We start from the raw sequence: 13,163 nt of genomic DNA, 5'->3' as shown, positions 1-13,163 counted from the left end.
AATAGGGGCCAAGTCCAAAGAGATTATACAGGGTCAACTACCAAACAGGTGGTTGGTTCTGTTTTCTTGTTCCAGTGAGCAGAGCCACTGTGTTCAGAACCCTGTGCCCGGGTGCCTGTTAAAAAATTTTGCAATTTATCTTCCGAAAACACGACTCTCATCGCATTATTAGCGATATACACCACCAAATACTCCCCACCCATCCGGTGCTGATAGTCCTATAGTTCCCCATTATACTTGCCAGCCACTGCTCTTAAGTCTGGCTAAGTGAACCAGGCAAATATGGCCGGGGGGAGCTGACTTGTTAATCCGAAAATTAATGGCACCCGAAGGGGGCCTTTTTTCTCGAATTAAATAAAACGAATGCTAAAGCAAAGTGCTAATAATCCTCATTTTGTTTTAGCATACGCGGAAAAAGTAAAATGGAAAAATCCATTTACACAAAACTATACAAATACCCTATTTTTCGCTGGGACTCCCCATCATGATAATGACGTAATATTATTTGCTGTTTCTCCTCCAGGCTGATCATCTCCCCAGAACCTCCTATATATCTTTTAGACAACATAGGAAAGTCTATTTTATCCTGGGGTACTTTTCAATTATTAATATGGGGTAGTTTTAGATTATCATTAACAACAACCTCAGCAATGCTAAATCACTGTCATATTTTCAAGGATCAGTATTAACTAACTCATTTTTCGTATTAAAATTAAAACCTGCCACTATACAAGGGCAGGTTTAATACATAATCAATGCGGCAGCCAGGCTATCATAATGAAAAATACATCTTAGACCCTGTGGCTTTGCGTCCTTACCTTTCGGCAAGTTTGCCCTTAATACCACAATATTAATTTTGTTTATCTATGATCGTCAAAATTAACAATAACACAATCTAAACAACGGTTTTTTACCTTATCAGCAAGTAAATCTTCGTAGTGACACAAGGTAAAAATCAACTCCAAGGAATGTTTTTCAGTGAGTTGGCGGTAGTTACCGCCAACTCTGCATTTAGCTATTTTTTGGGCTGAACGCTTAATCCAAAACCAACTTCTCCGTTTGCTGTATCTGCAAGTTTGGCGGGAAGCTCAAATACAAGTTCATCAGCTGTGTAAAAGACATCAACTGTTTCTGGGAAAATTTCATCTCCTTTGTCTATCATTTTGCCAAATGTCTTGCCGCCCTTTTGCTCAATATCTGCCAGCGTGTTTTCATAAAGTGCTAATTTTTTATCGGCTTGTTCCTGCGTCCATATGCCTATTTTCACCAACTCGGCAGCTTCAAGACGTGCAGCTTCCAACCATTGCTTAAATTCTTCAAAAGTGTATTCCTTGCCGTCTCCTTTGAGTTCAACCTCTTTCAAGCCGTCTATGGAACCAATGATAACAGGCGTGTCCGTAGTGAAAGCTACATTTACCTCTGAGTTCATTATTGGTGCAAATGGGTTCCTTGTCAAAGAGTCCGCCTTAAGAGTATTATCCGCAGCCAAAGCGGATACAGCCGTTCCGATACCTGCGATTGCTACGATTACGACAACAGCAAAAAGCGCAACATGCTTCTTCATTTTCTTAACATTTAACAACATGGTTAATCTCCTTTCGATGTGCTTTTTGCTCTCACATAGGGAAGAGCAAAAAGCCGTGTTTATGCCGGAATGGTTATCCAGCGTGTTCAAGATGGCTTCGCCATAATGTTTTCTTTCCTCATTGGACATATCACATGCCAATGCTTCGTCACAGGACAACTCGCCCCATGTGCTTACATCCTTGCGTAGAACATGGACAAGGGGGTTAAACCAATGCACGGTTCCAGCAAGCAGGGCAAGCATTTTTACCCATAAATCCTTGCGCTTCAGGTGCATTAGCTCATGGGCTAAAACAAGCTTCAAGTCAAGTTCCTGCATGTTTGAGGTTGGCAGCAATATCATGGGGCGGCGCACCCCCACAAGCATAGGGCTTTTGATTTTGGGGTTCAGCATGAGTTTTACTTCGCCGTGGATGCCCAACGCTGCTTTGCATGAGGAAAGCAGGACGACGGTTGCGGTATCGTCCGCTACGGAGAAGCTGTCAGTCCGAAGCTGTTTAGAAAATCTGCGGTAGCAATAGAAATGCCATCCGGCAAAAACCATTGCTCCCACAAGCCAAATGAACAAAACGGCTTCCATCAATTCAACCGTCAAATGCTTCTCCATCAGAGTATCCATTGCATCCACAAAACCGTTTGATGGTAGTGCTTTCTGGATGATATACGGTTCGGCAGGATAGCTTTCCACGACAGGTTGAACCAAATGGAGCTTTCCGGCAAAGAGGAAAACAGGAAAGAGAAAAAAAGCGATTGCCATTTTCCCAATTCCGTATTGCCACTTGGCAGGAAAAATTTTCGCCGTTACAGGTCGAAGTATCAGCATCAGCCCAGTAACTACGCTTCCCGTAACGGACATGGCAAGGAGATTGGACAACAGATTACCCATTTTTCTCACCCGCCTTTTCTGCAAACCAGTGCCTCAATTCGGATATTTCATCCTTTGTCAGTTCTTTGCCATCATAAAGCGTTGCCAGAAAGTTTTTGACCGAACCTTCGTATAGCGTTTCCAGTAGGCTCTTTGCTTCTTGGCTCCGGTATTCCTCCGGAGACATGCAAGGCTCATAGATATTCGTGCGGCCCTGTTGTTTTATGGAAATCAGGACACCTTTCTCTACCAGCCTTGCCAGAAAGGTTGCCATTGTTTGTCCTTTCCACGCCTTACCTTTGTTCCGCGCAAAAAAATCAAGTAGTTCGCTAGAGGTAATTGGACGACCGGATGCCCAGATAACCTGCATCACTTCCATTTCTGTTTCTGATAGTTTTTGAAAATTGTTCATGGTGTACACCCTCCGTTCATTGCCGCACGTCTGCGACAATTTTACTACACTTATGTAGTGATTTTATCTTACTACGTCGGTGTAGTAATGTCAATAGAAATAATAAAAGAATTTGCGGGCTTATAAAAACTCTTATCAAAGAATCTGGCTTATCTATCTAATTATCTAGTTCCCCCTGAAAAACTCGGGGAGAAAGTTCAGAAACAAATCCCAAAAGACAGTGTAAAATCCCAATATTCAGGCAAAAGCAAGAAGGGATTACCTCCTGATACTCGAATTCTTGTTAGTAACGACACAAAACAAGCGATAGGGAGGAACCCCTTATGAGTATCATTCTATATTTCACCTCTAATTCCTGCAAAATTGAGGTGAGCGTATGTTAGTAGTCAAGGATACACAACAATGTTTATGGGAATCAATTCTACCCCCGGAAATATTAGTACTGAACACCGAACTATCCAAGGTAGATACCATACTTGATGATGATCGTTTCATCCGCCCATTTATTAAGCGATTTCATACTACCACTGGTAGACCTACTACACCGGTAGACACATATTTGCGTCTGATGTATCTTAAGTTTCGCTACCAACTGGGCTACGAAACTCTGGTTCAGGAGGTAGATGATAGCATAAAGTGGAGAAAGTTCTGTTACATACCACTGGATAAAAAAGTTCCACATTCGACTACCCTGATCAAACTTACTAATCTGTATGGTTCTGAGATAGTAGAAGAACTAAACCATCTATTGGTACAGAAAGCCGCTGAAGAAAAGATCATCCGGGGCAGAAGCCTCAGGGTTGATACTACGGCTGTTCCCTCAGATATCCATTATCCTACTGACGCCAGTTTGTTATCAGATGGTATCCGGGTAATAACCAGAACCGTAAAACAGATAAAGAAAGCCGGGGCTGCTATCAGGACTGACTTTCACAACCGACAAAGAACCGTAAAGAAAAAAATCCTATCCATGACCAAAATACTCAAACGGCGTACGGGGCAAGCCTACAATGAAGTCAGGCAAGTTACCGACCAGGTTATGGAAACGGCTCAACAGGTAGTTGAAGAAGCCAATCGGGTTTTAAAAAATGCTCGTCATTATATCTGGCGTAAAGGCAAAGATGTATCGACCAAGGCCAGAAAACTAGCAGAAAAACTGGAAGACGCTATTACCATAACCGAACAGGTTATTGATCAGACTACCCAGGTACAGTCAGGTAACACCCACATAAAAGACCGGGTGGTAAGCCTTTTTGATAGAAATGCCAGGCCCATACGCAAAGGAAAGCTTTCTGCCCCAACCGAATTTGGGCGTAAAGTTCTTATTCAAGATACCGAAGAACATGTGGTTACTGGTTATCAAGTTTACGAAGGTAACCCCAGTGATGATAGCCTCCTTACCGATGCTGTTGACCTGCACACTAAAAATGTAGGCCGTGTACCGGTGAATGTAGCAACTGACCGTGGTTTTGGTACCGCAAAGAACGAGCAAACCCTAACAACACTGGGTATTAAGCGATGTATTCTTCCCCGCAAGGGGAAAATCGGGACCGAACGCAAACAATATCAATCACAACCATGGTTTAAGCGCCTACAACGCTGGCGGGCTGGCGGTGAGGCCATTATCAGCCTGCTTAAGCGTAAGTATGGTCTAAATCGTTGTCGATCTCGTAAGCCACATGGAACACAAACCTGGGTAGGTTATGGGATCTTGGCCTACAATTTAAAAAGAATTGCAACTTTGATGGCTTAAAAACCAAGTTGTAAGTTCTAATAGTTATTTTGGTTATCTAGTTTTTTTTCAAAGAACCAGTTTTAATCTGACTAACTCAATTTTGGAGTTTTTTCAGGGGCAACTATTTAGGAAATTCCCGGTCTGCCGTAAAGCACCTGGTTGGCGGCATCATAAAGCTTTCGATAGACCACTTGCCCACGAGTAGAAGATGCATCTACCACCATGCCATAACCAGCATACCATCGTTCCGGTCAAGAGAGTAGTACGCTTTATGCCTGTATGTACGCGCCAATTGGATTTTTAATCCAGCTCAAAGCGTTTCAGGGATAATGCGATTTCATCTGCTACTTCCATAAAAAAGTCTGATGTATAAGACGGGTAATAATCCCGCAAATTGATCCTTTTCATTTTTCAAACCTCCGTTTTGATTTCTTTGTAGAAAACCAAAACAGAGGGTGGGGAACAGCAGCCCACAAAAATACTCTTTATCCGACAAAAAAAGCTCACTTGGACACAATCCAAATGAGCTTTTATAATGCTTGCGTTTTTACATATCCTGTTATGGGTTCTGATGGTTCGCGTTGATGAGCATACTGTCCCCATGAACAGCACAGGCTTTTTTTAATCGTTTACCGATTAAATTGGTGCTTACAATGATGTCCGCTTTATCACGCTAGGCCGCTACTGGGTAGCGACTGTTGAGTATTTGCAGTATACTGGCTAAACATGAAAATACCCTCCAAACTTGCAAGTCCAGAGGGCTTTTGATTATGGTTATTTAGGCATGAAAACAGACCCGCCAAACTTGCGTTTTTTTTATTTAGCGGGTACTGCCTGTTTGTATTTGCTGATATATAATCCTAATGGGCTATCTTTTTATAAAACAGAACTTATAAACAAAGAACCTATCGCATTGTTAGATACAATCAAGATAATCAATAAGAGGATGAAGTTTCCCATTTTTCTGTAAATCACATATCTCTGTTTTACTAAACCACTTTGCACCTATAACTTCATCAGGTTGTAGCTTTAAATCATTAGTTGATGTTGTTAATCCGCAAATTAATGGCTCCCGAAGGGGGCCTTTTTTATCGGATTAAATAATCTGTAATCAAAATGAATGCTAAAGCAAAGTGCGAATAATTCTCGTTTTGTTTTAGCATTAAAAATACTATAGAATCAGTCGCTGTTATGTATCTCGTCTTCTGCAGTTATAATCAGCAGCAAGATCTAGCCCAGCATGTACGTCCCCCAGATTAGGTTTTCCTTCCAAAGCAGGGACCCCCTGAAGTCCGGATGGAAAGGCCTCTTTGCGAATTTGATCAGCTATTCGCTTAGCAAACTCTGACCACAATAAAATTCGCTAATTCTGTACCGCGCATGGGCTCTTTCCAGACTGTCACCGGGCTCTCCAGCCACTTCATCAGCCTGCTGCTGCTCAGCCAGCAGATATTCCTTCAGCTTAAACTGCAGCGCCGGATCATTGGTTTGTTCATATACCTTCAAGGCCGAATCGACACCGGCCGGTCCGGACCGGTATAATATCTCCACATCAAAGTTCTCCAGCGTTCCAGATAGATAACGGTCTGCATTGTATCTGGCCACCAAACTGTCGGGATTTACTATACACAGCATACAAAATATAACTACCCCCGCCCCAACTGCCAAGCGAGTTATGGAGAATGACCATTTTTGCAGCGCTATAACCCCCCCGCATATGACGGCCATAAAGGTCATAAAAACACAGGGCAGCAGCCTGCGCATAGATAAACCGTATGCACCAATGTACAAGGTCATTTTGCTGAAGGCAGTGGCGATAAGCACCAGTGTGAGAATGGTCAGCAATACGTTGAGCAGCTTTAGGAACATACTATCCCTGCTATGCTTTTGACTCATGATGTTGGCTGCTGTCAGTACGAACAGATTTATGACTGCGATACGGCACAGCTCGAAGAATCCGCTGCGGGCATATTCCGAATAAATCTGCCACCCCTCTGGCCGCTGGCCGACAAAGGCAGAAAAGAAATAAGGAAACTGGCTCCCGATGAATACTATATAAAGCGTACACAACAAGCCCATCAGAATGTAAACCGTAGTCATGGGAAGTATCCGCAAGCCTGAAATCTGCTGAAGGGTGCTGTCCTTTTCAAACAAACCGGTGCCTCTTTTATGAGCACTGCCGGCAACCAGACCGAAAATATAGGCTGCAATGGGAACGGCAAGAATGAGCTGCCAGAATGTTTCCCAAAATTTGTCGCCTAACCCCCGAAATCCGTCTAATATGCCATTGATGAGTTTAGCAAAACCGCCGCTGTCAGCTTCCATCAGCAGGGGTAAAACCATAGCCGCCACAATAAAGGATAAGAATAAACCTAATGCTATAGAAAGAACTTGTCTTCCCCGGGTAAGTTTATTGTTGCCCAGAAGGGCAAGACCCTTATACTGGCAGCCGAAATTGCTGAATGGAATAACCAACAAGGCATTATAACTGTCCAATAAAAGCAGATCGCTGGTTTTGCCCTGGATGAGCAGTCCGGTTGCACATAGTATCCAGTACACGGCACTGCCGAATAACAGCAAACCGTGCAATGGAGCCAGACCGTTGTTGGTCCATAGACTGAAGCTTAGTCCTATCAGCAGCACCACCACCAGCCATAACCAACTGGTTTTAGGGATCTGCACCCCTTTTTTCAGCATATACAAGGTCACTGAGCCGCAGAAGAGCAGGGTGAACAAGGTCACTCCCCAGCCCTGCCAGGCAAACAATACCCAACGGGCAAAAAGAAAGCCTAGTACAAAGGCAAACAGGGCAAAATAACTGTCCCTGCGGTCGGCCGCAAAAGGCGCTTTTCCTTTTTTCAGTATGGGGACTTCCGGCACGCTTTCCTCGGATTCGCCCAAAACTAAGCTTCCCGAGATCAGATCTGCCTCATTTTTATTAATCGAAATTTCATCCATTTGCAATCCTCCTCAGTCTTGGTCCGGTTTGTATTCAAGTATATCTCCGGGCTGACAATCCAGCGATTTGCAGATCGCCTCCATGGTAGAGAAACGAATCGCTTTAGCCTTGCCGGTTTTAAGTATGGAGAGATTGGCTGGACTGATGCCTATCTTTTCAGCCAGTTCGCCCGAGGATATTTTTCGTTTGGCCATCATTACATCCAAATTTACTACGATTGGCATGATACTGTTCCTCCTCCCCTATACTGTGTAATCGGCTTCGTTTTTCAGTTCCACTGCCTGTGCGACTACATTTTTCACCACCCGCACGATCAAGCCCATAAAAGCAGCAGCCACCCCCATAAAGAACCACGGGTAATAGTAAAGCAGGGAAATCAGAGCTATTCCCGCCCCTACAAAACAACTCCAGGAGATCCGCCTCAATAATTCTACGTTTTTAGCAGTAAATACCTGTCCGGTCTCGATCCGGCGCAGCAGTTTTAACAGACTATAGAGCAGATAAGCAGCAGGAACAGATCCCACATAAATGGTTGCCATGAAATAGGCTGCCTCTTCCTCAAGCCCGGCCTGCGAAAATTGCACATACCACTGGGTCAGCCAAGGTGCTGTTACTACTGCAGCTACAAGCAAACCCATAAAGAGCAGAACGCATAGCTTACTCAAAATGATGGATTTCTCTCCATTCCACATAGATTTCTTCCTTTCTTAACCGGGTGGGATGCACCCTTAATTATTTGTAGCATAGCAAAATAGTTATTGAATTGCAATATAATTTTATCGCTATTCGATAAAATTTATTCGTTAGCCGACAATTTTACAGCGGGTCAGAAGCTGCCAAGTAGATTTTCACTGGTCAGCGCTTGCTATAAGAATAACTGTAAAAAGTAGGGAGTGATATATATCTATATGAAATGATGAGGCCTTACAGAGTTGTACTGAACTGTGGATGTGATTACCATAGAACCTGCTCTATATGAAGGAAGATTCAATTAAAATAATTTAAAAACAAACCAAGGCTAGTAGTTATGCTATCCTATTGTTTGAAAGTCCTGTTGCTAGAGCCATCCTTAAAGCTGCTCACGAAGCCAATGGCACATTTACCGAACCCGAAAACTTTCGTCAGATCGTCGGTAAAGGTATCGAAGCTATGGTCGATGGAAAACAGGTCTTTGTAGGCGCAGTGAATGAAGGCGGCCCGGACTACGAAAAGATAAAAAATGAGGATCATTTCGGAACTATTTTAATCGTTAAGCAATCAGAAGAAATGGTCGGCTATTTAGCCATTTCCGATAGTTCACAATGTAGGTTCCGTTTTTGTGGTGGTCAACTCGGCATTGCTAATAAGGAAAAGTTTCTAATACTTTCGAAAGGGTGCATCAATAAATCATTCAACCCGAAATACCTGCCTTACAGTCTTCTGTATTTGATTACCGCAGCGCAAACCCATATCTACAAGCTCCTATCCTAAATATATCTCAACAGCCCTTCCCGTCTACCGTCCCTCTGTCATTCCTTGGAATTATTCAATATCAATATAGTTGCACTATTGCCGTGCCACTCTATATCGTAACCAAAAGCAGCTAAGACAACCCGCAAAGGAATATAGGTTCTGCCATCCTTAATTATTGACTTTGTATCTATTTTTACTTCCTGCCCATTGACCGTGATGATATTTTCACCGATAGGCAGCGTTACATTTGTTCCAGCCTTTTCCACTTTTACCATGTGGTTTTTTTCATCATAGCTTACTGTTGCACCTATGGCTTCCAATGGTTTTCGCAAAGGAATCAGGGTTCTGTTGTTTTCATCTATAAACGGAACTCCAAAGCCTTCTTCTTCTAGAAATACCAGCTCTTTATTATCAATAATTACGGTAATATATTTGTTCAATTCATCCTTTGACAGATGTTTAGTCCTAGAGAGAATATCATTTATCATTAATATAACACTGGTCTTGTCCCCTGAATCCGCATTAACATCAAAGAGCATTACACCACCTGCTTGTTTTAAAGCAATAAGGGTTTTCTCACGCAGTGTATTTAAGCCGTTATAATAAGATTCTAATGGAACCGTTGGAGCATAATCCGAGTAAGCAAATTGAGGATTTTGTTCCACAAGATGTCGGTACTGAAGCCAGCTCGGCCTCGCATAAAGAGGCATTCCCAAAACAATTTTATCTGCTGGGATTCCCCTGTTCAGCCAATAGTCTACAGATGTCTCCGCAAACCAAGCCGGACTATGGTCTTCATTATTCATATCATAAGCCATTACATTTACAAAGCTAAAGCTTTCCAGACATGCATTAGTAATCAACTTAGATACCTCCGGCCCCTCAGTTGCAGACCAAGCACCGTTAAGAGCAGCTGTCAGTTCCTTATTCTGCAGATCAAGGGCGGTCTTGAGTTCAACAGCCAGTCTTTCGTAATCAGCTATAGAATTTACATTTGGATGCTCCCAATCCAGCTCCACCCCATCCAGGTCGTATTCCTCTACCAGAGCGCAGATGTTATCTATAAGCAGCGTTGTTTTTTCCTGAGATGCCGCTGCCGCTTCAAATACGGGTGCCAAGGGCTTGCCCTGATATGACCAGCCACCCAGGGCTATAAAAACCTCCGCCCCATCATTATGTGCCTGGGATACCAATTGCTTAAGCTGCTCAGGCTTTTCCAGATCAACCAGTGTACCGTCCTCTTGTGGAATTAAAAATGCATATATCACATGGGTCAGCTTATCCGTCTGCAGCTTTTCTACTGGTTCATTAAACAGGTCTCCGGAATAGTATCCTACCACCTTAAATTGGTCTTTTTTAATCTCTTTTTTTATTATTTCGTCCGCGAAACAGGTTGTCGTGAATAAGCTTATAATTAGCAATGTTGTTACCAATGTCCACTTCGTTTTGGTTCTCTTCATAATGATTACTCCTTTGGTAATAGGGTATTTGAGACGGTTCATTTTCGTCAACTTCTCATTGTCCAGTTAAACATGACCTGAGCATAGTTTTCGATGTCATTCGGTGTTAACATATTATACTTCTGCTTTACAGCCCTCCTTATGGCATCATACAACCATATTTTGTTCTTTTGTCAATAATCTTGCGAAAAGGCAGTATTTATTGGGCACTGAATTACAATGCCTCTTTCTTGAGTGCATCCGCCGTGTTTTCTTTTTTGACCTTGCTGACTGAATACATCATCGTGACAAACACCACCAGGAATACGCTGAAAATACTGATTCCTACACTCATCCAGGGCACTAAAAAGGCAACATCAGCGCTTCTATGAAGAAGTGAAGCGATACATGAAGTAAGGATGGCGCTACCTCAAATCGAATACTCTAACCGCATTTTTCGAGTGTTAAAATTCATTGACTTATAAGTGAGGGTTTTGCATAATTCGTTTTTTCTTAAAAATAACCGGCATTTTAGAATTGTCATCCTGAGGCAACGCCGAAGGATCTCAAAGATTCTTCGCTAACGCTCAGAATGACAGGTTGGATTTTTCCATTATGCAAAACTCTCATTGGATAGGAATTTGCTTTTTCCAGAACAGTATACCACAAGGTAGTAAATAATGGTTCAGGCATGCTTGAGAACTAAAATGGGGTCGAAATTTCATGATATTGCTGACAAGTCTGGCCAGCCAATCAAGGGCCGTAAAACTTTCCCGAATGCTGCTGTTTTTCCCTTTGTAGATTACCCGGGCTATGCCGTCGGGTACTGCGGATGAAGGTATATAGAGCAGTCTTTCCTGCGAAAGGAGCGCTCTAATAATATATTGAGCAAGTTTTTCCAGTCCTTCCTGATCCCCTGGATTAATGGCTGGCCCACAATAGACATTAAAACCGCTGTGATGCCAGTTCATCATATTCTCAATAATGTCTTCGTTTATTTTCCCCGCCTTTTCTAGCATTCTGAATACTTCCAGGCGAAACAGGTCTATGAGGTTCGAAGCATCCGGTACAGTCCCCACCATAAATCCTCCATCGGTTGCAAAACAGCCGTTCGTGGCGATGTGCAAGTGCGGGTTGAAGTTTAAAAAATCCCCGAAGGTCTGCACGGCTATTACAGCGCCTGGCTCAGGGTCATCTAAAGAAACTCCCTGCTTCAGGTAAAGCGATGAGACCTTCCAGGCGCACCGGCTTAATTGGGACAGCAGGCTGCGATCATACATAAAATAGCGCCGCAGCCTTTTAGGGATGCTAAAGACCCACTGGCGGTGGGGTACTTGTTTGAGTACCTCGGTATAAAGGAATTCACCGAATTCGAGGACCCGTTTTTGATGACAGGAGGGGCAAAAGTACCGGCGTTTGCAGGAAAATGGCAAGAGGTATTCATGCTGGCAGTCATCACATTTGACCCGGGCAAAACCCAAGCGGCAGCTCCTTGCCATCCATGGCACCGCTGCACTAGTCCATCCGTGGACGTCGAAGGTCGCCACAGTCCAGGTATTTATATATGACGTCCAGTACATAAGGCTGCCAATAACCATAATCCCTTTAAAACCTATCATCCCATACGCCCGCCAGTTCTTCAAAATGTGCTTCTACACACCGGTAATACTGGTTTTTACAAGGAGTTCGGGGATTATATGCCTCAGCCTTCACAATACGGGCAGGAATCATGTGTAATCACCCCTATATAGAACATGTGTTCTATATAGGGTACCGTAATCCACCATAAATATCAAGAACAGTTATAGACTGGCTATGTTAGCTGGAGTTTGTATAGCCTACGGTCTGCGCAACTTGGCCAATCTTCAGATCGGTTTCAGATAATAAGGATTCGGCCTGCGCCATGCGCCGATGCTGGATATATTCAGTGATGGTGCAGCCATGGTATTGCTTGAAAGTGTTTTTTAATTGGTAGTTCCCATACATGCAATTCTGGCCAGTCTGTCCAAACGCAATTCAAAAATAGAGTGGTCGTTGATATAGGCGGTGAGCACCTGAAGTTGCTTGCAATCCTGAGCCGATAGCTTTGTTGTGAATTCTCACATTAATCCTGCCATAATTCTAAAATTAAAACCACCTCATATTGAGCCATTATGAGTTAATTTTGCAGATTAGCCCATTAAAAAATATTTCATTTCTCATTTTAAAGTGGTATCCAATTTGATTAAACCAAAAGCCGCCAGAATCAAATAACTCCAGCGGCTGACCGGTAGTAAGATTAGAAATTCAATTCACTCTGAGCTTGATAAACGGTTTCTTCATCAACCTGTCTTTGCTTTTTCTCACAGGCATACAGGAGGCAATTTGTAGCCAGGCTGTTTACCAGCCGTGGTACTCCATTGGTAACGCCATAAATAGCTTCCATCGATGGTGCCGTGAAAAGTTCTTCATGTGTACCACCAAAGGCCAGACGGGTTTTCAGATACCCTCCTAATTCATCTTTTTGCATGTTACTCATCATATGTTTCACTACAATCCGCTGCCTTAAAGGATTATTCACATTCAAGGCTAACTTGCTGCGAATCAAGGGTTGTCCATATCCCAGCAATTATTTTATCCTCAATATAATAGTCAAAGCATAGAAAAACCAATAGTTTCTATGAAAATTTCTCGGATAATTTCTGATATAAAATCTATAATACTCCTGGACATCAACC

At 42.9% G+C, this 13,163-nt stretch carries 11 protein-coding genes and 1 riboswitch; of the genes, 2 read left to right on the top strand and 9 right to left on the bottom strand.

The annotated features are described in order from the left end of the window. Nucleotides 1-756: 756 nt before the first annotated feature. Nucleotides 757-845: riboswitch (cyclic di-GMP riboswitch) on the bottom strand. Nucleotides 846-1,015: 170 nt separating this feature from the next. Together AWB54_RS10690 and AWB54_RS10685 are read right to left on the bottom strand one after the other, a co-directional pair. Further along, nucleotides 1,016-2,470 (bottom strand): M56 family metallopeptidase, encoded by a 1,455-nt coding sequence (locus AWB54_RS10690; RefSeq protein WP_061214598.1) that lies wholly within the window; start codon nucleotides 2,468-2,470, stop codon nucleotides 1,016-1,018. Further along, complete coding sequence (locus tag AWB54_RS10685; RefSeq protein ID WP_061214597.1) at nucleotides 2,463-2,861, bottom strand: BlaI/MecI/CopY family transcriptional regulator; 399 nt, start codon at nucleotides 2,859-2,861, stop codon at nucleotides 2,463-2,465. Before AWB54_RS10685 ends, AWB54_RS10690 begins: the two co-directional genes overlap by 8 nt. A gap of 376 nt (nucleotides 2,862-3,237) precedes the next feature. Here AWB54_RS10685 and AWB54_RS10680 point away from each other — a divergent pair, with 376 nt between their 5' ends. After that, nucleotides 3,238-4,614, top strand: coding sequence for an ISNCY family transposase (locus AWB54_RS10680; protein ID WP_061214596.1), 1,377 nt, complete (start codon nucleotides 3,238-3,240; stop codon nucleotides 4,612-4,614). A 1,308-nt stretch (nucleotides 4,615-5,922) separates the two neighbouring features. Here the strand turns inward: AWB54_RS10680 and AWB54_RS10670 are convergent. Genes AWB54_RS10670 through AWB54_RS10660 form a run of 3 tightly spaced genes read right to left on the bottom strand, consistent with a single transcriptional unit; the run spans nucleotide 5,923 to nucleotide 8,247 of the window. Beyond that, nucleotides 5,923-7,554, bottom strand: a complete 1,632-nt coding sequence (locus AWB54_RS10670; RefSeq protein WP_061214595.1) for a DUF4153 domain-containing protein — start codon at nucleotides 7,552-7,554, stop codon at nucleotides 5,923-5,925. A gap of 12 nt (nucleotides 7,555-7,566) precedes the next feature. Continuing rightward, on the bottom strand, nucleotides 7,567-7,779 hold the full coding sequence (locus tag AWB54_RS10665) for a helix-turn-helix domain-containing protein (protein WP_061214594.1): 213 nt from the start codon (nucleotides 7,777-7,779) through the stop codon (nucleotides 7,567-7,569). A gap of 18 nt (nucleotides 7,780-7,797) precedes the next feature. Further along, entirely contained in the window at nucleotides 7,798-8,247 is a 450-nt protein-coding gene (locus AWB54_RS10660; RefSeq protein WP_061214593.1) for a DUF2975 domain-containing protein, read from the bottom strand. Nucleotides 8,248-8,593: 346 nt separating this feature from the next. Between AWB54_RS10660 and AWB54_RS10655 the strand changes: the two genes are divergently transcribed. Then, a complete protein-coding gene (locus AWB54_RS10655) occupies nucleotides 8,594-9,025 on the top strand; it encodes a hypothetical protein (protein WP_061214592.1) in 432 nt (143 codons plus the stop codon). A 38-nt stretch (nucleotides 9,026-9,063) separates the two neighbouring features. On the opposite strand, the gene AWB54_RS10650 is transcribed toward AWB54_RS10655, so the two are convergent. The 4 genes from AWB54_RS10650 to AWB54_RS10640 all read right to left on the bottom strand — a co-directional run bounded on the left by AWB54_RS10650 (nucleotide 9,064) and on the right by AWB54_RS10640 (nucleotide 13,054). Next, complete coding sequence (locus AWB54_RS10650; RefSeq protein ID WP_061214591.1) at nucleotides 9,064-10,467, bottom strand: glycosyl hydrolase family 18 protein; 1,404 nt, start codon at nucleotides 10,465-10,467, stop codon at nucleotides 9,064-9,066. A 605-nt stretch (nucleotides 10,468-11,072) separates the two neighbouring features. Further along, nucleotides 11,073-12,065: a transposase zinc-binding domain-containing protein gene (locus AWB54_RS10645; RefSeq protein ID WP_235811161.1), complete on the bottom strand. Its 993-nt coding sequence runs from the start codon at nucleotides 12,063-12,065 to the stop codon at nucleotides 11,073-11,075. A 199-nt stretch (nucleotides 12,066-12,264) separates the two neighbouring features. Then, nucleotides 12,265-12,432: a helix-turn-helix domain-containing protein gene (locus tag AWB54_RS16820; RefSeq protein ID WP_455431853.1), complete on the bottom strand. Its 168-nt coding sequence runs from the start codon at nucleotides 12,430-12,432 to the stop codon at nucleotides 12,265-12,267. A gap of 292 nt (nucleotides 12,433-12,724) precedes the next feature. After that, entirely contained in the window at nucleotides 12,725-13,054 is a 330-nt protein-coding gene (locus AWB54_RS10640) for a hypothetical protein (protein ID WP_061214589.1), read from the bottom strand. Between the last annotated feature and the right edge of the window lie 109 nt (nucleotides 13,055-13,163).

Origin of the sequence: Syntrophomonas wolfei subsp. methylbutyratica, assembly GCF_001570625.1 — a bacterium.
GTDB classification, from domain to species: domain Bacteria; phylum Bacillota; class Syntrophomonadia; order Syntrophomonadales; family Syntrophomonadaceae; genus Syntrophomonas; species Syntrophomonas methylbutyratica.
Note: the sequence above shows the minus strand (reverse complement) of the source record. Positions and strands in the feature narration are given on the sequence as shown.